Source organism: Clostridia bacterium (assembly GCA_017438525.1).
Classification (GTDB): Bacteria; Bacillota; Clostridia; order Oscillospirales; family RGIG8002; genus RGIG8002.
The window spans coordinates 12327-34960 of the sequence record JAFRVI010000001.1 but is presented as its reverse complement, the minus strand read 5'-3'; the positions used below and the strand labels follow the sequence as shown (position 1 = coordinate 34960).

Here is a 22634-nt window from a genome sequence, read left to right as displayed (position 1 = left end):
AAGGGAGCCTTTCTTTTTGGTCATCTATAACTTGTCAATTTTCCTGACAAGCACTGCTTTTGTGGACACAAAAGCCATTTGCTACATTTGGTTGATTGTTGTGCGTTTTATTCTCCAAAGCAGAGAAATGATAGAATATCGCTCTGTTGACTCTACTGTTGGTTTCGTGTATAATCTAGTCACAAGCTCCGGAACTTGAATTTTTTCGAGAGGTGAAAAATATGTACGAATGTAAGATTGCAGAAAAATTGGTGGAGCTCCGCACATCAAAGGGAGTAACACAAGAAGATGTGGCACAAAACCTATCTATTTCAAATAAAACGGTGTCCAAATGGGAGAATGGTGCCTCGACACCTGATCTCCCTACGGTTATAGAACTCGCAAAATATTATGGTGTCACTACTGACACGCTTCTCGGACTTTCCGAGGATAAAAAGCAAAGCACGACGGAAGAAATCCGCTCTTTGTTTGAAGGGCTTGATCGCCGCGAATCTGTGCTAAAAGCATTTGAAGCGGTAAGAGCACTTATTCCGGCTATGTATGGAACAGTTTCCCAATATAGTGATGATATATATGATAGAGAAAATGTTTTTCCGCCTGAGATATCGCATTTTTATCGTTCTAACATATCGCTTCATGAGTTTTTTGAGTTCGTAGCAAGCTCCGAAAATGCAAACGTGGCGGTAATGATGCTCCGCAACAAAGCTGATTTTGCATGGATGAACAATTCGAATAAGCAAAAAGAAATCGTTAAAATCTTCAAGTTCTTGTCGAGTGAAGATGCTTTGCCCGTTCTTTATTATGTTCATTCCACCGCATGCTCTGAAAGTTTCACGGCAGACTATATTGCAAAGAATACGGGCGTAAAGGAAGAACGAGTTTCCGAAATTCTCGATGAATTCTGTTCTGTAGGAGCATGCCATTGGGTAACAGCGCATCTTGCCGAAGGAGATGTGAGAGTGTATGAATGCCACGGAGACGGTCTTGTTCTCTCCTTAATTTCCTTGGCATTTGAAAGAATGTGCGGTAGAGAGTCCTACGAATACAACTTCAACGGAAGATGCAAAATGATCGGAGGTAAATAACTATGAGTTTATCAGCTAATATCAAAAGATTGCGTCTTGAAAAGGATATGACACAAGAACAGCTCGCTACAAAGCTCGGCGTATCTGCGCAAGCAGTATCCAAGTGGGAAACGAGCGAAACCTATCCAGACGGAGCACTTCTTGTGCCACTTGCCAACGAGCTTGAGGTATCTCTTGACGAGCTTTTCGGGAATGAATCGGTTACAATGGCAGATATTTCGTCCAAAATCGTGAAATTGATTCATGCAACAGAAGCAAATGAGCGTTTTAACGTTGCGCGTGATATCGGTTGGCAGATCGAGCGCGGTTTGTTTAACTGTCGTATGGAAATCGAAAAGAAGTATGATCCCAACGAAATCAAAAATCAGAAAAACGCATCCTATATTCTTGACGATAACGGATTTACAATCGTTTCTAATGGAATAGAACCTTTCTTCTCGGTATTTCCACAACCGACAGAGGGGTACGGACATTTTCTGAATGATAAGGACGACCTGCAAAAAATCTTTGCTGCACTGTCGCATACGGATACAATGAACGCTTTGATCTATTTGTATCATAAAACGGAGAATTATGTTTTTGAGAGCGCAGTGCTTGAGCGAGATTGCGAAATTGCAAGTGATCAAATCAATGCGGTAATAGATGATCTGTTGACGCTAAAGCTAATATGGAAACAGGAGCTTACAATTAACGGTAAAAAATGTGTTCTGTATTATTCTCGACCGAGCCACAAATTGCTTGCCGTATTGTTGATGACAAGAGAGATTGGCTATAAGGGAGCATACAGCCTACAATCACATATCAGAAATACGCCGTTTATTAAAGAATAATGAACCACCGCCGAGAGTAACCGTTTGGTCGCTTTCGGCGGTGGTTTTGTTTGGCTTATAAACCTGCTTTATCGCAGGTACGCCAAGGGCGCTTGTGTTTTGTTTTCGTTTTTGTTTAATCGGCTTCGCTCCCCCGCTCCGCTACAGCTTCGCGAGCTCGGAGGCGGTCTTCGCGGCGAGTGCGGCGTTGTTCAGCACGAGCTTGATGTTCGCTTCCAGACTGTCGCCGCCGGTGATGTCCTTTATCTTCGCGAGCAGGAACGGCGTCGTCGCTTTGCCGTGTATGCCGAGGGCTTCCGCTTCCTTCACCGCTTCGTCTATCGCGCCGTTGATGCAGTCGGGATCCATCGAGTATTCCTCGGGTATCGGGTTGGTGACGAGCATTCCCCCGCGAAGCCCCATATCCAGCTTCGCCTTGAACGCCGCGGCGAGCTCCGCCGGCGTATCGAGGCGGTAGTCCACGCCGAAGCCGCTCTTGCGCGTATAGAACGCGGGCAGTTCGTCAGTGCCGTAGCCGATGACGGGCACGCCCTTCGTCTCGAGGTATTCGAGCGTAAGGCCGAGGTCGAGAATGGATTTCGCGCCCGCGCATACGACCATGACGGGCGTTCCCGCGAGTTCCTCAAGGTCGGCGGAAATATCCATCGTCGTTTCCGCGCCCCTGTGTACGCCTCCGACGCCGCCGGTGGCGAAGACTTTTATCCCCGCCATCGCCGCGATTATCATCGTCGTAGCGACGGTGGTCGCGCCGTCCGCGCCCTTCGCAACGAGCACGGGCAGGTCGCGGCGGGACGCCTTCGTTACTCCCGCGCCGGTCTTGCCGAGGTATTCTATCTCTTCGGGAGAAAGCCCCGCCTTCAGCCGTCCGCCGATCACCGCTATCGTCGCGGGCACGGCGCCGTTGTCGCGGATCGTCTTCTCGACGGTAAGCGCCGTTTCAACGTTCTGCGGATACGGCATACCGTGCGATATTATAGTGGATTCGAGGGCGACGACGGGCTTGCCAGCGTCGAGCGCCGCCTTAACTTCGGGCGAGATATCGAGATATTTATTCATGGGAACTACCTCCGTTTGTTATTTCAGCTTCAATTCCTTTGCGGACATCGCGGCGCTGACGGCGGACGGGCTCTCAAGCGTGAGCTTCGCGGCGCGCAGGCCGCATTCCGCGGAAGCGCGCAGGTCCGCGCCCTTGCCGGAGGCGTAGACAATCGCAGCGATGAAGGCGTCGCCCGCGCCGGAAGCGTTGACCACGGAAGCGCGAGCGGCGGGAAGCACGAACGCTCCGCTTCCGTCCGCGCAGCAGACGCCGTCCGCGCCGAGCGTGATATACACGCGTTCCGCGCCGAAGGAACGCAGCCGCATCGCCGCTTCTTTCGCGTCCGCTTCGTCCGCGATCTCGCCGCCGGCGAGCACGCCGGCTTCGGTCCTGTTCGCTTTCAGCGTGAAAAGCCGGCAGCCGCCGCGCTCAAGCGCGCGCTTCAGCTTTTCGGTCTTCTTGCCGGATACGCAGTCGACGAAGGTCGGCCCCGCGGAGTTTTTCATCAGATACTCCATCGACTCTTCCGTGAGGTTAGTATCGAAAACGACCGCGTCCGCGTCGTTTATATGCTCCAGCTCGCGCTTCAGGTATTCGACGGTCACCGCTTCGCAGATGTCCATATCCGCGATACCCGCGACGAGCTCGCCTTTTTCGTCGTTTATGCATAGGTATATCGAGCTGCGCAGGTCGGGGCGGTAAAGCGCGTGAGAAAGGTCGATTTCCAGCATCGCGCAGTCCTTCGCGATCGTTTCGGCGTATTCGTCGCCGCCGATGGCGGTGAAGAACGATACGTCCGCGCCGAGCAGACGCAGGTTATGCGAAATATTCCTGCCGACGCCGCCGAGCGATTTCGTCACCGCGCCCGGATTCGAGTCCCGCGGCGCGAAGCGCGACGCGGAACGGCCGGAAATATCAATATTCGATGCGCCGATCACCGATACTCTCATTTCAAACACTCCCTGCCGCTATTATAACACCGCCGCGCGATCATGTCAACCGACGATTCGGCGTTGCGCCGGCGGCGAAACAGTGGTATAATTCAGATATAAACGCGAAAGGAGGCGCGCCGTGGACAGCCGGGAATTCATCTTCAGCGATAACGGGAAACGCTATCACACGTACGATTACTACCTGCGGAACCGCTTCGGGCGCAAGGCCGCGAAGCTTTCCGTCGACGGCGGCTTCACCTGCCCCAACCGCGACGGGACGAAGGGAACGGGCGGCTGCGCCTTCTGCTCCGGCAGCGGAAGCGGCGACTTCTGCGCCTCCGGCAGCGTCACGCGCCAGCTCGAAACGCAGCGCGAGGTCATGCGTGCAAAGTGGGAGGTCGACGCCTTTATCCCCTATTTTCAGGCCGGGAGCTGCACTTACGCGCCCCTGCCGCGTCTGCTCGCGCTCTGGGACGAGGCGTTGAACTTTCCCGGCGCGGTCGGACTCGCGGTCGCGACGCGGCCGGACTGCCTGCCCGACGACGTCTGCGACGCGCTCGCGGAGATTTCGCGGCGCACGTTTCTCACCGTCGAGCTCGGTCTGCAGACGGTCAACGACGGCGTCGCGCTGAAACTCGGACGCGGGCACGGCTTCGCGGAATTCACAAGCGGATTTGAAAAACTGCGTGCGCGCGGGATCCCCGTATGCGTCCACGTTATAAATGGCCTGCCCGGCGAAACACGCGAGGATATGCTGAAAACCGCATCCGTTCTCGCCGCGATGAAGCCCGACTTTATGAAGATACACCTGCTCCACGTTCTGAAAGGCACTCCGCTTGCGGAGTTTTACGCAGGCGGCGCTTTCGAGGCGATGACGAAGGAGGAGTACGTTTCGACCGTCGTCAGCCAGATTGAGCTGTTCCCGCCGGAAACGGTGTTCGAGCGCGTCACCGGCGACGGCAAGGGCGAAGACCTGATCGCGCCGCGCTGGAGCCGCAGAAAGCGCGAGGTCCTCAACGCGATCGACGCGGAATTCCGCCGCAGAGGGACGTTTCAAGGAGCCGGATATCGCGGGTGACGATTCGCGGAATTTGCGTATACAATAGTAAAGGCAAGCCGTTCGGCTTGCCTTTCGCGTTTATTCGGCTTCATGCGGTTTTTCGTTTTCCGCGACTTCCGACTCCGCCGCCGCGGTTCCTTCGACCGGTTCGGTTTCCGTTTCGTCAAACGGCGGATACTCCATCTCGTGCGACTCCGGCGGAGGCACGTCCTTCAGCATTATCATGTCCTGGAGGCGAGTTCCGTAACGCATCACCGAGCTCATTATCATCAGAGTTACGCCAGTCGCCATTCCGCCGACGATCCCTATGCTCTCCGCCTGCGCGACCGAAAACGACTCGCGCAGTATCACCGCCGCCATTTCCGTGGCGAGCGAAACGAAGAAATACAGAAGGCCGAGCGCCTTCGTTCTGCCCGCTCCCTTTTCGGAAAAAGGAGTGCCTTCCTTCAGCTCCGCGCGAAGGCAGCGCACTGTCGCGACGAGCAGCACACCGATCGCGAAGAAAGATATCGCGTCCATAATGAACAGACCGAGCGTAACGCCACCGCCCCCGAAATCGAGCGCCTCCGCGATGCGCGACAGAAAGCCGCCGCCGTTGGCTATATAAGCTTCGCCCTTTATACCCCACATCACCGCCGCCGACGCGGCAAGCAGCGCCAGAACAAAGCAGATCACCGCGAAGAAAACGAAAAGCAGCTTCAGTCTTCGAAATATTTTTTGGATCCTCAGCAGTTCAGTCATCAGTTAACCCCATAATCCTCGCTCATCATTCTGGAAGCACTCATTGACACGCATTTGCCATCGTATCCCACAATAATGTGATCAATAAGATGTATGTGCATCTCGTCGAGCAGACGTTTTATCCTCCTCGTTATATCCACGTCTTCATAAGACGGTCGCGCGTATGACGCCGGATGATTGTGCGCAAGTATAACGCTGCGCGCCTTATGCTTCGTGACGCTGTCTATTACGAACGGAATGGTAACGTTCGAGTTTGTAGCCGTTCCGGATGAGTGCTTTTCGCAGCAGATCACCTTGTTTCGTCCGTCGAGGCAGATTATGTAAAACGACTCGACGCTGTCTCCTATAAACAGACCGGATACGTAATTCGCGGCCGTCTCCATATCGTCCAGAACAACGCCTTTTTTCTGTTTGGACATAGCATACCTTTTACCGACTTCGGTGAAAAGGCGTATCAGCACCGCGGAATTATAGGAGATCCCGGGCACCTCCATAAGCCGTTCTACGCTCGCCTCAAATACTGCTGGAAGTGAGCCGAAATGCTTAATGAGACGGTGCGCGAGCTCATTTGTATCCCTGCGCGGCACTGAGTAGAAAAGCACGAGCTCAAGGACGTTGTGGTCTGCAAAGGAGTCGAGTCCCGTTTCGCAAAAGCGTTCTCTCACTCTGTCTCTGTGGCCGGAATGTATGTTTTTATCTTTCGGCATTAGAATCACCGCTTCCATTATACAACAAAACCGCAAAAATGCAAATAATACTTTCATTTTCGCCTAAAATGTGATAATATTTTATCGTTAAAAACACCTGACGGCGCTTGTACGATCGGAGGCAGCATGAAAGAGCTCGTTATCGGCAAAAACGACGCGGGACAGCGTCTTGACAAGTTCATAAGCAAGGCGTTCCCTTTTATGCCGCAGTCGATGCTCTACCGCGCCGTCCGCACGAAGCATATAAAGCTGAACGGGAAACGCTGCGAACCGTCCGACCGCCTCGCCGAAGGCGATACGGTTACGGTTTATCTCAATGACGACGTTTTGACGAAAAAGGTGCGCGCCGTTGCCGACCTCCCGCCCGTAGACGTCGTTTATCAAGACGAGAACATCATGCTCGTAAACAAGCCGGTAGGACTATCGGTACATGACGACGAAAGCGGCGATCCCGATACGCTCATCGCGCGCGTGATAAAGATGCTTGCCGACAGCGGCGAATACTCGCCCGAAGCAGAAAACTCATTTATTCCCGCGCTCTGCAACCGCATAGACAGGAACACCTGCGGCATCGTCATCGTCGCTAAAAACGCCGAGGCGCTGCGTATAATGAACAAGATGATCGCGGACAGGCGCGTGAAAAAGCGTTATCTCTGCCTCGTCCACGGCGTTCCCGAGCCGAGAAGCGCAACTCTCAAGGCCTTTATCCGCAAGGATGAAGAGAAAAAGCGCTCCTTCGTTACGGACGAGCCGGCAAAGGGCGCTTTGACCATGATAACGAAATATGAAGTTTTAAAGACGGACGGCGATATTTCCCTGCTCTCAGTCGATCTGCTGACCGGACGCACGCACCAGATACGCGCGCATATGGCACATATCGGGCATCCGCTCGTCGGCGACGGAAAGTACGGCAGCAACGCGCTTTACCGCAAAAGCGGAAGACGCTGGCAGGCGCTCTGCGCCGCCTCCGTCACCTTCGATTTCGGCGGCGAAGGCGAGGCGCTCGACTACCTCGACGGCAAGACCTTCTCCGTTCCCGACCCCGACTTCGTCGGAGACGTCAGACAACGATAAGCTGCTTTTTGGAACCGGTGAAGTTGCGAAGTCCCGTTTCGGTCACGAGCACCATATCCTCGATGCGTATGCCGAATTTGCCCTCAAAATACACGCCCGGCTCTACGGTCACCACGTGACCGGCCTTCAGAATATCCTTAGATACGGTGCTCTGGTAGGGACTCTCGTGTATTTCAAGTCCCACGCCGTGCCCGAGCGAATGGCCGAATTCCTTCGCCCAGCCGTAAGAAGCCAATACGTCGCGAGCCGCCTTGTCCATCATGGCGGCTTTTTCACCGGCTTTTATGGCGTTCAGCGCGACTTCCTGCGCCGCGAGGACGGCGTTGTAGGCCTCCACGGCTTCGTCCTTTATGTATCCGAGCGCGACGGTGCGCGTCATATCGGAGCAGTAACCGTCGAACATACTGCCTGTATCCATGAGTATAAGGTCGCCGGTGCGAAACTCTCTGTCGCCGGGAACTCCGTGCGGGCGGGAGGTATTCTCGCCGGAAAGCACGATGGATTCAAACGCGTTTCCGTCCGCGCCGTTATTGATGAAGAAAGAGTCAATCTCGTTGCGGAGCTGCCTTTCGGTCATTCCTGTGCGAATGATGGAAAGCGCGTGCATGAACGCTTTGTCGGTTATCTCCTGTGCCTTCGCCATACGCTCGACCTCAAACGGCTCCTTTACCGAGCGCTCCTGCGTGAAGAGCGCCGAAACGCCGACGTATCTGTATTTACCGAGCGCGGCCTTAAAGTTTTTGAACTGCGCGACGGTCATGAATTCTTCTTCGTAGCCGACGGTACTGACGTTCAGCTCGTCAAGCAGCTTAGCCAGACTTTCAAGCTGCTTATCATACATAAACACGTCTATGCCGGCCGCTTCTCCGGCTTTTTTCGCGGCCTCGATATAGCGGAAATCAACGCCCAGGAAGCAGCGCTCGGGCGTTACGACAACGTAGCCGGCAGTGGATTTGAAATCGGTCAGCCAGCGGCGGTTTATCGGCGAGAACGCTACTACGGCGTCTACCTGCCCTTTGATACGCTCAGCAAATCTCTTGTAGGTATTCATTTCTCTTTCCCCCTGTTATCTATCTTCGTGTATGCGTTTCATTTCAAGCGCGTCCTCGTCCTGCATTCCCGCGGACTCGGAGATTATCACCGGCTCGGCGCCGCGTTTTTCAAGCGCGCGGCAGAGGGGCTCGAAATCCGGACCGAACCGTCCGTCGCGGAAGTTGAGGTGGCGTTTTTCGCCGCCGGCGGTGAACTCGATGTGCGAAAAGTGTATGTGCAGGTTTCTCATCCGTTCCGTGCCGAGCGCGTCCGCGATCTCGTCGAGGACGGCGAGCGACGCTTCATAGCCCTCGACTTCGCCGAGCGAACGGGCGTAAAGATGGCCGAAGTCGACGCACGGTATCAGCCGTTCGTCAAGCCGGCAGAAGCCGCATACCTCGCCGACGGTGCCGAGCTGATTCTGCTTGCCCATCGTTTCGGGGCAGATCGCGATATGGCCGAGCCCCGCTTCATCGAGCGCGCCGATCGCCTGCTTCAGCGTCTGCGCCGCGATCGCGACGGCTTCTTCGCGCTCCATGCCGGAAACGCTGCCGGAATGGACGATTATTCTGCCCGCTCCCATAGCGTCCGCGGCGACGGCGGACTGCATTATGTAGTCGATGCTGTTGAGCCGCTTCTGCGGATCGACCGAGCTCAGCGAAATGAAATACGGCGCGTGGAGCGAAAGGCGCACTCCGTGCTTTTCCGCTTCCGAGCGGATGCCGTACGCCGTTTCCGGCGAAACGCGCACTCCCCTGCCGCACTGGTATTCAAACGCGTTAAGTCCTTTTTCCTTCAGCCATGAAACGTATTCGACGGAGCTTTTTCCGTCATATCCGTCCGGCGTACCCGCGGTGCCGAAATACCACATAGCTACTCCTCTTTTTCTCGCTGCTTCAGCTTCGCCACCGAGGTGACGAGTATTACCTTCATATGCGCGAGGCGCGCGCCGACGACGTCGTTCCAGACCTTGTCGCCCACCTTGCAGACCTCGCGGCGTTTGAGCCCCATTTCGCGCGCGGCGCTGCGCAGTTTGAAGGCAAGCGGTTTCAGTGCCCAACGTTTCCACGGCACGCCGAGCGCGGCGGCGTAAGCCGAAACGCGCTTCTTATGCGAATTGTTGGAAACGATGCCCAACGGAAAACCGGCGGCGGCAATCCCTTTCGCCCACTCGATGACGTCGGGAGGCGGAAGCGGATCATCGTAGCCGCCGAGAGTATTGTCAAGGTCAACGATCACGCCCTTTACGCCGAGGGCGCGGAGAACTTCCGGGGTTATTTCAGTTACTCTTTCCTTGCGGAGATCGGGTGTAAACAGATTCAATGGTCGCTCCGTTCAGCCGCTTGCGCGGCGGTAAAATACAAACAAAAAAGCGGGGACGGCTCCCCGCTTTTTATTCGTGTTGGAACCCGAAAGCGTATGCCTTACTTGAACTTTCTCTTGCGGGCAGCTTCCGACTTCTTCTTCCTTCTCACTGAAGGTTTCTCATAATGCTCTCTCTTACGCACTTCGGAAAGGATACCATCCTTCGCGCAGGAACGCTTAAATCTACGCAGGGCATTATCCAACGATTCGTTGTCCTTGAGCTTAATTTCTGACATTAACTTTTCCCTCCCTTGCGTAAATCAAAATCCTACTAAATAACATAGTAATATTTTTATTATAATTATAATCCCGTTTTTGTCAAGAGTTTTTTTCAAAAAAGTCGATTTTTTATCTCGCGACTATATTCACGAGTCTGCCCTTGACGAAAATCTCCTTGATGATCTGCTTCCCTTCGAGCTCGGCGGCTATCTTTCCGTTCGCTTTCGCGGCGGTGATGGCGTCAGCGTCGGAGGCGTCGGCGGGGATCGCGACGGTGCCGCGGAGCTTACCGTTTATCTGCACGGCAATCTCGACGACGTCGTCGGCTAGCTTGCTCTCGTCATACGCCGGCCAGCTTTGCTGATGGATGTAACCGCCGAAGCCGTTCTGCTCCCAGAGCTCCTCGGTAATGTGCGGAGCGAGCGGATTGAGCAGGATCAGGAAGGTCTTGAGTCCGTCGGCGGTTATTGCCTTCTCGGCGGCGATCTCGTTGAGAAGCTCCATAAGCGCCGCGATTGCGGTATTCGCCTTGAGAGTCATTATATCCTCGGAGACCTTCTTTATCGCGCGGTTAAAGCTCTTCTCAAGCTTGCCGTAGCCCTCGCCTTCGACGAGCAGCTCCGGAAGCGAATAAACGCGGTCAAGGAAGCGTTTGCAGCCCTTTATGCTCTGCGAGGACCAGGGCGCCGCTTTCTCAAAGTCTCCGATGAACATCTCGTAAAGGCGCATGGTGTCCGCGCCGTATTCGTTCACGATATCGTCCGGGTTGACGACGTTGCCGCGGGATTTGGACATCTTCTCCCCGCCTTCGCCGAGGATCATTCCGTGGCTCGTGCGCTTGGCGTACGGCTCCTTCGTCGGCACTACGCCGATGTCGTAGAGGAACTTATGCCAGAAGCGCGAGTAAAGCAGGTGCAGCGTGGTGTGCTCCATTCCGCCGTTGTACCAGTCGACCGGAGTCCAGTAGTCCAGCGCTTCTTTTGACGCGAGTTCCTTGTCGTTGTGCGGATCGCAGTAGCGCAGGAAGTACCACGACGAGCCGGCCCACTGCGGCATGGTGTCGGTCTCGCGCTTCGCGGGGGCGCCGCACTTCGGGCAGGCAGTGTTTACCCAGGAGTCTATCTTCGCGAGCGGCGAAGAGCCGTCGTCGGAGGGCTCGTAGCTCTCCACCTCCGGCAGACGCAGCGGGAGTTGATCCTCCGGCAGCGGCACGTAGCCGCAATGCTCGCAGTGCACTATCGGGATGGGCTCGCCCCAGTAACGCTGGCGCGAGAACACCCAGTCGCGAAGCTTGTAGGTGACCTTCTCCTCACCTATTCCCTTTTCGGCGAGCCATGCGACGATCTTCTTTTTCGCCTCTTCAACGGGAAGGCCGTCGAGGAATCCGGAGTTGACCATTATGCCGGTCTCGCAGTCGGTGAAGGCGGCTTCTTCAATGTTTCCGCCCTTGACGACTTCGATTATCGGAACGTTGAACTTCTTGGCAAACTCCCAGTCGCGCGTGTCGTGGCCCGGAACAGCCATTATCGCGCCGGTGCCGTAGGAAATAAGCACGTAGTCGGAGATAAAGATCGGTATCTTCTTGTTGTTGACGGGGTTGATCGCTTCTACTCCGTCGAGCTTTACGCCGGTCTTGTCCTTGGCGACCTCGGTTCGCTCGAAATCGGACTTCCGCGCCGCTTCGTCGCGGTATGCGGAAACGGCGTCAAAGTTGGCGATCTTTTCGCGCCACTTGTCGATGAGCGGATGCTCCGGCGCAATGACCATATAGGTAGCGCCGAAAAGCGTATCGGGGCGGGTCGTGAATATGCGAAGCGTATCGCCCGCGGTGGTCGTGAAATCGACCTCAGCGCCCTTGGATCTGCCGATCCAGTTGCGCTGCTGCGTCTTAACGCGCTCTATGTAGTCGACGTCGTCAAGGTCGTTCAGCAGGCGCTCGGCGTACTCGGTTATCTTCAGCATCCACTGGCTCTTGGTCTTGCGGATAACCTCGCTGCCGCAGCGTTCGCAGACTCCGCCGACGACCTCTTCGTTCGCGAGGACGCACTTGCAGGAGGTGCAGAAGTTTACCGCCATTTCCTTTTTGTACGCAAGTCCGCGTTCAAAAAGCTTCAGAAAAATCCACTGCGTCCACTTGAAGTAATTCGGATCGGTGGTGTTGATCTCTCTGTCCCAGTCAAACGAAAGGCCGAGCGATTTGAGCTGACTCTTGAAACGCGCGATGTTGTTGCGCGTAACGATCTCGGGGTGGATCTTGTTCTTTATGGCGTAGTTCTCGGTCGGGAGGCCGAAGGCGTCCCAGCCCATCGGATACAGGACGTTATAACCGCTAAGACGCTGCTTGCGCGCGATGACGTCGAGCGCGGTGTAGGAACGCGGATGCCCGACGTGCAGTCCCGCGCCGGAGGGGTACGGGAACTCGACGAGCGCGTAAAATTTCGGCTTCTCGCTGCCGGTGACGGCTGCAAATGGCTTGAGCTCGTCCCATTTATCCTGCCATTTTTTCTCTATTGCTTTGAAATCGTATCCCATTTTGAACTCTTCTCTCTTACGGATCATTTATCCTCTATTTCCATTCTCGCGCCCTCGCTGTAAAGGCGTTCGAGACTGTAAAACTCTCTTGCTTCCGGGTGGAAAACATGGACGATGACGTCACCGTAATCCATAAGTATCCACTGCGCCGTGGGGTAGCCCTCGACACGCTTAGGGGCTGTTCCATGCTCGGCCTTAATCAGTGCTTCCACCTCGTCGACGAGGGATTTGACATGGATGTTGCTGGTGCCGCTGGCAAGAATGAACCAGTCGGCTATGTTCGTCAGCTCCGAAACGTCGATGACTTCTATGTCGACGCCCTTCTTTGCGTTGAGCGCCTTGACGGCGGTCTCGACGATCTCGTTCTTTTCTTTCATTGCATTCGCTCCTTTGCAGTTTGTTTTATTCATTTGTTGATGAAGATGAGGATTCCTCTTCCTGTGATGAAGAGCTTTCGTCGATAACATCGAAAGAGGACGGATCCTCCTCGGACGAACTCGAATCGTCGTCCTCCTCGGACGAATCGTCTCCGGAGTATGAATCGCCGCTGTCGTCGCTGTTATCCTCACTTGAAGGTCTGGCATAATCTCCGGGATCGTCAAAATCCACTCGAGAACTTGTCAGTTTCTCCTCGTAGGGATTGAAGTATTCGTTGAGCAGTTTGCGAGTCTGCTCTGAATAACCCTGATAATACCACGTCTTATTGACATACTTATAGTCGCCCGGGAGAGTGTGGAATTTTACGTTCTCAACACCGATTTCCATACCATAGTGCGCAAATGTTGCCAACTCGGCGATCGAAAGGTTGGTGTTCATATGCTCGATCATCTGCGTGACGATATTCAGCGCCTTCGCGGGATCGTTCGCACAGGTGTCTATGCACTTCTGCATAAATACGGTAAGGAACTGCTCCTGACGCTTCTGTCTGCTCTCGTCGCTGCCGTCGCCTCCGGAGCCCTTGCGGTAGCGCACGAACTGCTCCGCCTTGTCGCCGTCAAGCAGTTGGAATCCTTTCTTCAGGTTGATATTCAGCCCCTGCGTCGGATCGGAGTAGCGCATATCGAACGGGACCTCGATCTCAACTCCGCCGATTATATCGACTATATTGCGAAACGCCTTGAAGTTCAGCGTCACATAATAATTCGGGTATATACCCATGCGGTTATAGATTATCTGGCGGATCCCGTCGCTCTTTTTGCGGGCGTAGAAGCTGTTGATTTTGTAACTCTTGCCGTTCATATGAACGAAAGTGTCTCGCAGGATGTGCAGCACATTCGCCGTCTTCTTGTTCATGTCGAGCGTCACGAGCATTATCGTATCGGCGCGGAACTCGTCGATGTCTATGCCGCAGCAGACGAAGGTGTAAACATTCTCGCGCTGGACGCGTCCGTCATTCATATCCTCCGGCGTCCGAATATCTATATCCGTCCACTCGCCGTTATCGTCGATCGGGAGGGCATTGCTTCCGTCGGGTATCTTCTCCTTGAAAACGGAGCCGGTCATAAGCCACGTCAACAGCAATCCGACGCAAATCGTCAGCACGACTATCACGGAGACCATTATGATAAGCAGGCGCTTATCTTTTTTGTTCATACTCTTCTTGCCGCTCTTGGTTTTTGTTTTGAGGTGCGCGCCTTTTTGCTCTCTTTTCTTTTCGGCAAAATAATCCTTACTCTTCTTGGTGCTCATCAGTTATACAGAATCCTTTCGCAACTCGCGGTGTTCGCCGCATTCTTTTATCAGTTTTTTACCGCGTTACTGAAAAACGCTATCGCATCGGCGGTGTACGGATGAAGGTACGCGCCGTTTCTGTCAATTTTTTCTTTTGTTTTTTCCAGCGAGATCAGCATCGCTCTGTCTATGTCGCCGATCGCGGCGTTTCTGATCTCGTCAACGCCATCGAATGTACGCCCTTCCTCGATACCGTCGGCAAGAAAAATTATCTTTTCGAGCAGGCACATCCCGGCTCTGCCTGTCGTGTGGTAGCGTATCGCGTTGAGCAGGTCCGGGTCGGAAATGAGGAATCTGTGCTCCGCGTATGCGGCGGCGGTAAAGGCGTGGGCGACCTTCGGGCTTTTCTCGAACTCGTCGGCTCCGGGAATGCCGTATTCGCGCGCCATCGCCATTTGTTCTTCATGCGGTTTGCGCTTCGTGACGTCGTGAAGCAGCGCCGCGGCGCGCGCCTTATAAACGTCGGCGCCGTAACGCTCGGCGAGCTCGATTGCGGCCTTCTCGACGCGCAGGATGTGGTTGAAGCGCTTTTCCTCGACGAGCCGCTCGGATTCGCGCCGGTAAAGCGCGAGCCGGTATTCGTCCGAACGGTAAACGCCCGTGTCGTCGATTATGCTGCGAACTGCCCGCGGAATTCGCGAACCGACGTTTTCGCCGCGTTCAAGCGCGGAGCGCAGCTCCGTCGACGAAAGATCGACGTTTGCTCCTCTTATGAAGCGCGTTTCAACGCCGAAATCGCGTTTCAGGCCTTCCGCATAAGCGCGTATCCGCTTCGCGCTGTGTTCCCTGTCGTAGACGCATGGCTCGCAGAGAGTCATTATCTCGGCGGCTTCCTTCCATTCGCGCAGCGTCAGGAACATATCCGCGCCGACCGCGAGGAGTATGTTGCGGTCGGGGTATTGTTTCTTCAGTTCGCGCAGGGTCTCGACGGTGTAGCTGACGCCGTCTTTTTTCAGCTCGAAGTCGGAAACCTCGATTTTTTCATCCTCCGCGAACGCGGCGCAAAGCATACGGAATCGCGCTTCGTCTCCCGCGCCGGAGGCCTTCTCTTTGTGCGGCGGTACGCGGCACGGCATCACTATGAGCTTTTCCGGCTTCATCTGCCGCAAAAAAGCGCGCGCGACGCGGACGTGGCCCTTGTGGACGGGGTCGAAAGAGCCGCCGTAAAGTCCGATATTCAGTTTTCCCCGCTTATCAGACAATTATTTTCGGCTCCTTCTTGCGTTTCCTGTAAAGGACAAAGCGCGTGCCGATGACCTGAACGACGTCCGCGCCGGTGCTTTCGGCGGCGAAGTCCGCCGCTTCACGCACGGTCACGGGCGCGGTCTCGAGCAGCTTGACCTTGATGAGCTCGCGTGCTTCGAGCGCTTCGTCGACGGCCTGAACGAAGTTCGCGCCGAGGCCGTCTTTTCCTATTATGACGACGGGATCGATCCCGTTCGCCATCGCGCGCAGCTTTGCGCGCTGACTGCTTTTAAGCATCGTTATCCTCCAGAATGGGTATCAGTTTCTCTTTCAGAAGCGCGAGCGAACGGCCTCTGTGACTGTATTTCGCTTTTTCCTCGGGCGAGACCTCGCCGAAGCATTCGCCCGCCTCGGTGCAGAAAAATATCGGATCGTAGCCGAAGCCGTTGGTACCGCGCTTTTCAAGGAGTATCTCGCCGGGGCATTCGCCGCGGGCCTGTATGACCGTTCCGTCTGGAGCGCAGTACGTCGCGACGCTTACGAAACGCGCGGCGCGGTCGGTCACTCCCTCGAGCTCGCCGAGAAGCTTATCCATCTTTTCGCCGTCCGAGGCGTCTTCACCGGCGTAGCGCGCGGAGTAGACGCCCGGTCTGCCGCCGAGCGCTTTCACCTCGAGGCCGGAATCGTCCGCTATGCACGGAAGTCCGGTTTCCTTTGAAAACGCGGACGCTTTGATGAGTGAGTTTTCCTCAAAGGTCGCGCCGGTTTCCTCCGGCTCGAGCGTAAGCCCGAGCGCCGCGGGAGTCACCAGCTCGACTCCGTATTCGCCGAGCAGCGCCTGCAGCTCCTTGAGCTTCTTTTTGTTGTTGCTTCCTATCAGTATTCTCATTCTTCTATCAGCGCTTTCGCGAACATTTCGGGATCGAACGGCATCAGATCGTCGATCTGCTCGCCGACTCCGACGAACTTGACGGGCACGCCCGTTTCAAGCTTGACCGCGCAGACGATACCGCCCTTCGCGCTGCCGTCCAGCTTGGTCAGCACGATGCCGGTAAGGTGCGTGACCTTCGAGAACTCGCGCGCCTGGATAAGCGCGTTCTGCCCCGTTGTCGCGTCGATGACGAGCAGGTTTTCCCTGTCGCAGCCGGGCGCCTCGCGCTCGATTATGCGCGACATCTTCTCCAGCTCGTCCATGAGGTTCTTTTTGTTGTGAAGGCGGCCGGCGGTGTCGCAGATAACGATATCGCAGCCGTTGGCCTTCGCGTAGGTGAGCGTGTCGAAAACGACGGACGCGGGGTCCGAGCCCTCGGCGCGCTTGACGATGGCGGCGCCTGCGCGTTCCGCCCAGATCTCAAGCTGAGATACCGCGGCCGCGCGGAAGGTATCCGCCGCGCCGACGACGACCTTCTTGCCCTGCGCCGTGAACATTGCGGCGAGCTTGCCTATCGAGGTCGTTTTGCCGACGCCGTTGACGCCGATGACAAGTATGACGGACGGCTTGGTATCCGTTTTCAGCGCGATATGCTCATCCTCCATCATCTCGGTCATTATCTGCTTCAGCGCGCCGGTAACGTCGGCGGGGTCTTTCAGACCCTCTGCCTTTATCTTTGCGCGAAGCTCGGTCATAATGTGCTCCGTCGCGGGCATACCGAGATCGGACGTGATGAGTATTTCTTCCAGCTCTTCCATCAGGTCTTCGTCTATTCTCGTGAACGACTTGAGCATCGAGCCGATGCCGGAGAGCAGCGATTCCTTAGTCTTTTTCAGACCTTTTTTGAGTTTATCGAATAATCCCATTGCTTATTTTTTCTCCTTGAGCTGCTTTTCGAGCTCCCTCATATCCAGCGAAACGACCTTCGAGACGCCGGGCTCCTCCATGGTGACGCCGTAGAGGACGTCCGCGACCTCCATAGTGCCGCGGCGGTGGGTGATGACGACGAACTGTATATCCTTCATCTGCGTCAGGAAGTCGGAGAACTTGCCGACGTTGGCCTCGTCAAGCGCGGTGTCGATCTCGTCGAGCACGCAGAAGGGCGACGGATGGGCGCGGAGTATCGCGAAGTAGATGCAGATCGCGACGAGCGCCTGCTCGCCTCCGGACAGCGCCGAAAGGTTCTTGACGACCTTGCCGGGCGGCTGCGCCTTTATCTCGATGCCGGAATCAAGCGGCGAATCGGCGTTGCTCAGCTCCAGAGAAGCGTTGCCGCCGCCGAACATTTCGGTAAACACCTCGCCGAAGTTCTTGTTTATGACGGCGAACTGCTCGTTGAACATATCGCGCATCGACTCGGTGCATTCGCCGATGATGCCGAGCAGCTGTTTCTTTGACTCTTCGCAGTCGCCGACCTGCTCGTCGAGGAATTCGTAACGCTCGGAAACCTCCGCGTACTCCTCTATCGCGCCGACGTTTACGTCGCCGAGGGCTTTGATGCCGCTCTTTATTTCGTTCAGGCGGCGCTGCGCCTTGCCGATCTCTTCGGGGCGCTTGCCGACGGTTTCCGCTTCGTTGCGGGTAAGGCCGTATTCCTCGTAGAGCTTGTCGAGTATGTTCTTGTATTCAACGTCTATATTCGCGCGCTTGCTCTCGAGCGTGGTCAGCTCGCGGATGACGCCGTCGCGCTCGGATGAAACGCTGTCTTTGCGGCGGCGAAGCACGCTGATGCTCTGCTCGCGGCTCTCGCGTTCGGAAAGCATCGCGTCCGCTTTCGCGCGGTTTTCCTCGGCCTTTCTGCGCAGCTCGGCGATCTCGCCGCCGACGTCCTGCGCCTTACCCTGCGACTGAGCGGTGCGCTCGGCGATCTCGCGGAGCTCGCGCTCGTAGTTGTCTTTCGCGTTGTGCAGCTCGGCGATACGCGCTTTCGTGTCGTTTATGCGGCTCTGCTGCGCGGAGGCGGTTATCTCCGCTTCGCTGACCTTGAGCTTCAGCTCGTTGACCTTGTCGGTCAGCTCGCGGCGGCGGCCGTCTATGCCGCTCCTGCCCTCGGTGAGCGAAGCGAGCTCGGCGCGGAGGGATTCGCCGTCCTTCTCGGCGGCGGCGATGCCCTTCTTCGCGGCTTCGGCCTGCGCCTTCAGCTTCGCGGCGTTCGCGTCGCCGTTCTCGCGTTCGGACGCGATATTGTCGAGCACCTGGCGTTCCGCTTCAAGCGCGGAGGCGTGGAGGTTGACCTCGCCTTCGGCTTTGAGGATGTCTTCACGCAGAGCGGTCTGCTCGGCGCGCAGCGCGTCGTATTCCGCCTGCGAGGTCGCGAGCGCGTTGCGCTGCTCCTCGGCAACGGCGGTGAGTTCGTCGGCGGTTTTCTTCGCGGTCAGCAGTTCTTTTTCCAGCTTCTCGATCTCGCCGCGGCGGGAAAGTATGCCGCTGTTTTTGCTCTGCGAGCCGCCGGTAAAGCTGCCGCCGGCGTTGATGACCTGGCCGTCAAGCGTGACTATCCTGAATCTGTATCCGTATTTCCTGGCGATCTCCGTTCCCTTGTCGAGATCTGCGGCGACGACCGTGCCGCCGAGCAGGTAGGAAATGACGCCTTCGTATTGCTTGTCATAGTTGACGATATCCGTGCCATAACCGATGAATCCGGCGCATTTGTCAACCCCGGCTTCGTTGAGCTTTCTGCCCTTGACGGAGGTCAGCGGAAGGAAGGTCGCTCTGCCGAGCCCCTCGCGCTTCAGCACGTCGATGGCGCGTTTCGCGGCTTCCTCGTCACTGACGACGACGTTCTGGAGCCCCGCGCCGAGCGCGGTTTCGACCGCTACGGCGTACTTCTGCTCGACCTTTATGAGCTCCGCGACGGTGCCGATAACGCCCTTGAGGACGCCCGCTTTCGCGCGGTCGGCAACGCTCTTGACGCTGCCGGAGAAGCCCTCCATGTGCTTTTCCATATCGCGCAGGGTATCTGCGCGGTGCTTCAGCGTATCGCATCTGACGAGCGCCTGCTTCTGCTCTTCCTCGGTGCGCGCAAGCTTGGCGCGCTTCGCCTCGAGCAGCTTATCGAAGCCCATACAGGAGTTGATATTCGCGCGGAGCTTCTTATCGCAGGTCTCCTTCTGCTCCGCGGCGGCATCGTAACGCTTCTCGGCTTCGGCGAGTTTCTCTTTCGCTTCCGCTTCGCGCTGAGCGAGCTGCTCCTCGCGCGGCTTCGCCTCGTCGAGCAAACGCTCGCAGCCGCTGAGCTCGATGCGAAGGTCGGTAAGCTCGATCTCCTTCGCGGAAAGGCGGCTCTCGAGTTCGTTTATCTCGGCGCCCGCCTTCTCGTCGTCACTGACGACGGAAGCGAGCTCGGCCAAAACGGTTTCTATCTGCGCGGAAACGCCGTCGCGGTCGGCGTATATTTCTTTCAGCTTGGCTTCCTGCTCGTCGACGGAGGCGAAGAGCTCCTTCGCGCGCTCCTCGGCGGCGGCGATCTCGGATTTCAGCTTTTCGGACGCTTCGGCGCTCTTTTCAGCGTCGTAGCTCAGCAGCGCCGCCTGCTCGCGCAGCTCGGCGGCCTTCTCGTCAAACGCCGTCGCCTCGCGGCGCAGGGTATCCATATCCGCGGTGATGCGGTTCATATCGTTGAACGCGTCGTCGATCTGCTTGTCGAAATCCTCGTCGGACTTGATTATGCTGTCGTAACGCTCTCTGACGACGGCTATCTTGCCGTCGTAATCCGCGGTATTCTTCTTCGCCTTGTCCATCCAGACGAGCCAGAGCCCTATTTCAAGCTCCTTTTTCTCATCGCGGAAGGCGTTGTACTTTTTCGCTTTTTCCGCCTGCTCCTTGAGGGGCCCTATGCGCCCTTCAAGTTCGGTGATTATGTCGCGCAGACGGACGAGGTTATCCTCGGTGCGCGCGAGCTTGCGCTCGGCGTCTTCTTTGCGGTAGCGGTATTTGGAGATACCGGCGGCCTCCTCGAATATCTCGCGGCGGTCGTCGCTCTTGGCGGCGACGATCTCGGCGATCCTGCCCTGCCCTATCAGCGAATAGCCGTCTCTGCCGAGTCCGGTATCCATGAACAGCTCGTAAACGTCCTTAAGGCGAACGAGCTTTTTGTTTATCAGGTATTCGCTCTCGCCGGAACGGTAGTAGCGGCGGGTGACGTTGACTTCGTCGTCGTCGACGGCGAGCTCGCGGCCGGAATTATCCAGCGTGAGCGTGACTTCCGCGAAGCCCTGCGCCTTGCGCATCGGCGCGCCGTTCGGACGGCGTGTGCCGTTGAAGATGACGTCTTCCATCTTCACGCCGCGGAGGGACTTTGAGGACTGCTCGCCGAGGACCCAGCGGATCGCGTCGGAGACGTTGCTCTTGCCGCTTCCGTTGGGGCCGACTATCGCGGTCATTCCCTTCCCGAAGCCCATCGTCAGCCGTTCGGGGAAGGATTTGAAGCCCTGTATTTCGAGTTGTTTCAGCTTCATTCTTTTTCTCCGCCGCGTTGCGCGGCGCTCCCTTTCTCAATCTGTTTATATTCGTCTTATCGCGCCCTCCGGAAACGTTCCGGAGACGTCCGTTTTTATCTTTACGCCGAATTCACCGGCGAGGCGGGCAAAGTTCCTGCGGTTCTGCCCGACGAAGAGCGACACGCTGCCGCTTCCGCATGAGACCGTGTATTCGCCGCCTTTTTCGGGCGGGTTCGCCGCGAAAAAGCGGCGCATATCGGCGTATTTCAGCTCGCCGTAGACAAGCTCGCCGAAGGCGGGATGCCACGCGCCCGCGACGACGTCGCTTTCGCAGCTTTCGGTACGCTGCAGGCCGAGGCGGATTATTTTAACGCCCGCTTCGTCGAAGACACGGACGAGCTTTACGCAGAGCTCCACGGCTTCGCCGACCGTCTGCGGACGGTATTCGCCCGACGCGTACATACGCGCAAGCGCGGTGTTTTTCAGCACTACGGTCGGATATATCCGCACGCATTCCGGAGCGAGTTTCACAATTTCGTTCGCTGTGAAAAGCGCGCCTTTGTCGTCATCGCCCGGCAGACCTGTCATCATCTGCAGACCGAGGCGTATGCCCTTCGCTTTTATCAGCGCGGAGGCGCGGCGCGTGTCGTCCACGGTGTGCCCTCTGCCGCTTTTGAAAAGCACTTCGTCGCGCATGCTCTGCGCGCCGAGCTCGATAATCGTAACGCCCGCGGCTTTCAGCTCGCCGAGCACCTCTTCGTCGATACAGTCGGGACGGGTGGAAAGCCGTATGCCCGAGAAACCGCCTTTATCGAGTTCTTCCCGCGCCGCATTAAGCAGCGAACGCATATATCCGCGCTCTATCGCGGTGAAGCTTCCGCCGAAAAAGGCGATCTCGGCGTTCTCCGCGCCGGCGTTTCTGACGCGACGGGCGGCGATATGCACGTCCTCCGGCGTCGCGGGAACTGTGACGCCCGCTATCGCGCGCTGGTTACAGAAGACGCAGTCGTTCGGGCAGCCGAGATGCGGCACGAACACGGCGGCTCTCGCTTCAGTTTTCATTCGAGTAGTTTCTCAGCGCCTCGGCGGCGGCGTTCTGCTCGGCTTCCTTTTTGCTGGTCGCCTCGCCGCGCCCCGCGAGCTTGCCGTTGACGTAAAGCTCTATCCGGAAGCGCTTGGCGTGGTCGGGGCCCTCTTCGCCCGCGAGCACGTATTCGATACGGCTCCCCTTCTTGCGCTGGACGAACTCCTGCAATGCGGACTTCGCGTCTTCGCGTCTTATCTCGCGCCTGCGGAACCCCTCGGTAATAAAGGGCAGGACGAACTCCTTAGCCGCCTCCATACCGCCGTCTATGAAAATCGCCGCGATAAGCGCCTCGAACGCGTCGGAGGTCACTGATGGACGCGTTCTGCCGCCTGTCGCCTCCTCGCCGCTGTTGAGGAAAAGCTCATCGCCGAGCTTTATCTGCGCGGCGTATTCCGCCAGCGCCTTCTCGTTGACGAGCGCGGCGCGAACGCGGGTAAGCAGTCCCTCGCGGCTGTCCGGCAGCGCGGAATACAGAAACTCCGCAGTTATCACCGACAGCACGGAATCGCCCAGAAACTCCAGGCGTTCGTTGCATTCCGCGCCCTTGTGCTCGTTCGAGTAGGACGAATGCGTGAGCGCTCTGAAGAGCAGACTCTCGTCTTTGAATTTATATCCTATTCTGTTTTGCAGATCGGTTTTATCGCTGAT

22 protein-coding genes are annotated in these 22634 nt (G+C 56.6%); 4 read left to right on the top strand and 18 right to left on the bottom strand.

Features of this window, described 5'->3' with window-relative positions:
* Positions 1-221 precede the first annotated feature (221 nt).
* Positions 222-1085 (top strand): helix-turn-helix transcriptional regulator, encoded by an 864-nt coding sequence (locus tag IJL83_00160; protein ID MBQ6552026.1) that lies wholly within the window; start codon positions 222-224, stop codon positions 1083-1085.
* A gap of 2 nt (positions 1086-1087) precedes the next feature.
* The gene (locus tag IJL83_00155) at positions 1088-1915 is read left to right on the top strand and encodes a helix-turn-helix transcriptional regulator (GenBank protein ID MBQ6552025.1); all 828 of its coding nucleotides are present in this window, start codon (positions 1088-1090) and stop codon (positions 1913-1915) included.
* 141 nt (positions 1916-2056) lie between these two features.
* Here IJL83_00155 and IJL83_00150 read toward each other — a convergent pair whose 3' ends face one another.
* Both IJL83_00150 and IJL83_00145 read right to left on the bottom strand, forming a co-directional pair.
* Positions 2057-2971 (bottom strand): pseudouridine-5'-phosphate glycosidase, encoded by a 915-nt coding sequence (locus tag IJL83_00150; GenBank protein MBQ6552024.1) that lies wholly within the window; start codon positions 2969-2971, stop codon positions 2057-2059.
* 18 nt (positions 2972-2989) lie between these two features.
* Positions 2990-3901 (bottom strand): carbohydrate kinase family protein, encoded by a 912-nt coding sequence (locus tag IJL83_00145; protein ID MBQ6552023.1) that lies wholly within the window; start codon positions 3899-3901, stop codon positions 2990-2992.
* Positions 3902-4022: 121 nt separating this feature from the next.
* Between IJL83_00145 and IJL83_00140 the strand changes: the two genes are divergently transcribed.
* Positions 4023-4961, top strand: coding sequence for a TIGR01212 family radical SAM protein (locus IJL83_00140; protein MBQ6552022.1), 939 nt, complete (start codon positions 4023-4025; stop codon positions 4959-4961).
* 60 nt (positions 4962-5021) lie between these two features.
* Here the strand turns inward: IJL83_00140 and IJL83_00135 are convergent, their stop codons facing one another.
* Positions 5022-5684 carry a hypothetical protein gene (locus tag IJL83_00135; GenBank protein MBQ6552021.1) on the bottom strand — a complete coding sequence of 221 codons (663 nt, stop codon included), beginning with the start codon at positions 5682-5684 and terminating at the stop codon, positions 5022-5024.
* A complete protein-coding gene (gene radC, locus IJL83_00130) occupies positions 5684-6391 on the bottom strand; it encodes a DNA repair protein RadC (protein ID MBQ6552020.1) in 708 nt (235 codons plus the stop codon). The genes IJL83_00135 and radC overlap by 1 nt, the downstream gene beginning before the upstream one ends.
* Positions 6392-6517: 126 nt before the next feature.
* Here radC and IJL83_00125 point away from each other — a divergent pair, with 126 nt between their 5' ends.
* Complete coding sequence (locus IJL83_00125) at positions 6518-7465, top strand: RluA family pseudouridine synthase (protein ID MBQ6552019.1); 948 nt, start codon at positions 6518-6520, stop codon at positions 7463-7465.
* On the opposite strand, the gene IJL83_00120 is transcribed toward IJL83_00125, so the two are convergent.
* The 14 genes from IJL83_00120 to rnc form a co-directional block, all read right to left on the bottom strand.
* The gene (locus tag IJL83_00120; GenBank protein ID MBQ6552018.1) at positions 7452-8516 is read right to left on the bottom strand and encodes an aminopeptidase P family protein; all 1065 of its coding nucleotides are present in this window, start codon (positions 8514-8516) and stop codon (positions 7452-7454) included. The two genes, IJL83_00125 and IJL83_00120, sit on opposite strands and share 14 nt — an antisense overlap.
* A gap of 15 nt (positions 8517-8531) precedes the next feature.
* Positions 8532-9368 carry a TIM barrel protein gene (locus IJL83_00115; protein MBQ6552017.1) on the bottom strand — a complete coding sequence of 279 codons (837 nt, stop codon included), beginning with the start codon at positions 9366-9368 and terminating at the stop codon, positions 8532-8534.
* Positions 9369-9370: 2 nt separating this feature from the next.
* Complete coding sequence (locus IJL83_00110) at positions 9371-9820, bottom strand: YqeG family HAD IIIA-type phosphatase (protein ID MBQ6552016.1); 450 nt, start codon at positions 9818-9820, stop codon at positions 9371-9373.
* A gap of 101 nt (positions 9821-9921) precedes the next feature.
* Positions 9922-10098, bottom strand: a complete 177-nt coding sequence (locus IJL83_00105; protein MBQ6552015.1) for a 30S ribosomal protein S21 — start codon at positions 10096-10098, stop codon at positions 9922-9924.
* A 112-nt stretch (positions 10099-10210) separates the two neighbouring features.
* Entirely contained in the window at positions 10211-12613 is a 2403-nt protein-coding gene (locus tag IJL83_00100; GenBank protein ID MBQ6552014.1) for a leucine--tRNA ligase, read from the bottom strand.
* A gap of 23 nt (positions 12614-12636) precedes the next feature.
* Positions 12637-12990 carry a ribosome silencing factor gene (rsfS, locus tag IJL83_00095; GenBank protein MBQ6552013.1) on the bottom strand — a complete coding sequence of 118 codons (354 nt, stop codon included), beginning with the start codon at positions 12988-12990 and terminating at the stop codon, positions 12637-12639.
* Positions 12991-13015: 25 nt separating this feature from the next.
* Complete coding sequence (locus IJL83_00090) at positions 13016-14206, bottom strand: LCP family protein (GenBank protein MBQ6552012.1); 1191 nt, start codon at positions 14204-14206, stop codon at positions 13016-13018.
* Positions 14207-14352: 146 nt separating this feature from the next.
* Positions 14353-15546, bottom strand: coding sequence for a nicotinate (nicotinamide) nucleotide adenylyltransferase (gene nadD / locus IJL83_00085; protein MBQ6552011.1), 1194 nt, complete (start codon positions 15544-15546; stop codon positions 14353-14355).
* On the bottom strand, positions 15539-15826 hold the full coding sequence (locus IJL83_00080; GenBank protein MBQ6552010.1) for a YhbY family RNA-binding protein: 288 nt from the start codon (positions 15824-15826) through the stop codon (positions 15539-15541). Before IJL83_00080 ends, nadD begins: the two co-directional genes overlap by 8 nt.
* Positions 15819-16418 carry an RdgB/HAM1 family non-canonical purine NTP pyrophosphatase gene (gene rdgB / locus IJL83_00075; protein ID MBQ6552009.1) on the bottom strand — a complete coding sequence of 200 codons (600 nt, stop codon included), beginning with the start codon at positions 16416-16418 and terminating at the stop codon, positions 15819-15821. The genes IJL83_00080 and rdgB overlap by 8 nt, the downstream gene beginning before the upstream one ends.
* Positions 16415-17326, bottom strand: coding sequence for a signal recognition particle-docking protein FtsY (gene ftsY / locus IJL83_00070; GenBank protein MBQ6552008.1), 912 nt, complete (start codon positions 17324-17326; stop codon positions 16415-16417). The genes rdgB and ftsY overlap by 4 nt, the downstream gene beginning before the upstream one ends.
* A 3-nt stretch (positions 17327-17329) precedes the next feature.
* Positions 17330-20917 carry a chromosome segregation protein SMC gene (gene smc / locus IJL83_00065; GenBank protein MBQ6552007.1) on the bottom strand — a complete coding sequence of 1196 codons (3588 nt, stop codon included), beginning with the start codon at positions 20915-20917 and terminating at the stop codon, positions 17330-17332.
* Positions 20918-20962: 45 nt separating this feature from the next.
* The gene (locus IJL83_00060) at positions 20963-21961 is read right to left on the bottom strand and encodes a radical SAM protein (protein ID MBQ6552006.1); all 999 of its coding nucleotides are present in this window, start codon (positions 21959-21961) and stop codon (positions 20963-20965) included.
* On the bottom strand, positions 21951-22634 hold the full coding sequence (rnc, locus tag IJL83_00055; GenBank protein ID MBQ6552005.1) for a ribonuclease III: 684 nt from the start codon (positions 22632-22634) through the stop codon (positions 21951-21953). Before rnc ends, IJL83_00060 begins: the two co-directional genes overlap by 11 nt.

Bases quoted from the DNA above. Each gene is read 5' to 3' on its own strand.
- IJL83_00150 (MBQ6552024.1), bottom strand. From the start codon at position 2,971: ATGAATAAATATCTCGATATCTCGCCCGAAGTTAAGGCGGCGCTCGAC.
- rdgB (MBQ6552009.1), bottom strand. From the start codon at position 16,418: ATGAGAATACTGATAGGAAGCAACAACAAAAAGAAGCTCAAGGAGCTG.
- rsfS (MBQ6552013.1), bottom strand. From the start codon at position 12,990: ATGAAAGAAAAGAACGAGATCGTCGAGACCGCCGTCAAGGCGCTCAAC.
- IJL83_00115 (MBQ6552017.1), bottom strand. From the start codon at position 9,368: ATGTGGTATTTCGGCACCGCGGGTACGCCGGACGGATATGACGGAAAA.
- IJL83_00125 (MBQ6552019.1), top strand. From the start codon at position 6,518: ATGAAAGAGCTCGTTATCGGCAAAAACGACGCGGGACAGCGTCTTGAC.
- IJL83_00090 (MBQ6552012.1), bottom strand. From the start codon at position 14,206: ATGAACAAAAAAGATAAGCGCCTGCTTATCATAATGGTCTCCGTGATA.
- IJL83_00060 (MBQ6552006.1), bottom strand. From the start codon at position 21,961: ATGAAAACTGAAGCGAGAGCCGCCGTGTTCGTGCCGCATCTCGGCTGC.
- smc (MBQ6552007.1), bottom strand. From the start codon at position 20,917: ATGAAGCTGAAACAACTCGAAATACAGGGCTTCAAATCCTTCCCCGAA.
- IJL83_00120 (MBQ6552018.1), bottom strand. From the start codon at position 8,516: ATGAATACCTACAAGAGATTTGCTGAGCGTATCAAAGGGCAGGTAGAC.
- IJL83_00105 (MBQ6552015.1), bottom strand. From the start codon at position 10,098: ATGTCAGAAATTAAGCTCAAGGACAACGAATCGTTGGATAATGCCCTG.
- IJL83_00100 (MBQ6552014.1), bottom strand. From the start codon at position 12,613: ATGGGATACGATTTCAAAGCAATAGAGAAAAAATGGCAGGATAAATGG.
- IJL83_00080 (MBQ6552010.1), bottom strand. From the start codon at position 15,826: ATGCTTAAAAGCAGTCAGCGCGCAAAGCTGCGCGCGATGGCGAACGGG.
- IJL83_00135 (MBQ6552021.1), bottom strand. From the start codon at position 5,684: ATGACTGAACTGCTGAGGATCCAAAAAATATTTCGAAGACTGAAGCTG.
- IJL83_00160 (MBQ6552026.1), top strand. From the start codon at position 222: ATGTACGAATGTAAGATTGCAGAAAAATTGGTGGAGCTCCGCACATCA.
- IJL83_00155 (MBQ6552025.1), top strand. From the start codon at position 1,088: ATGAGTTTATCAGCTAATATCAAAAGATTGCGTCTTGAAAAGGATATG.
- radC (MBQ6552020.1), bottom strand. From the start codon at position 6,391: ATGCCGAAAGATAAAAACATACATTCCGGCCACAGAGACAGAGTGAGA.
- ftsY (MBQ6552008.1), bottom strand. From the start codon at position 17,326: ATGGGATTATTCGATAAACTCAAAAAAGGTCTGAAAAAGACTAAGGAA.
- IJL83_00145 (MBQ6552023.1), bottom strand. From the start codon at position 3,901: ATGAGAGTATCGGTGATCGGCGCATCGAATATTGATATTTCCGGCCGT.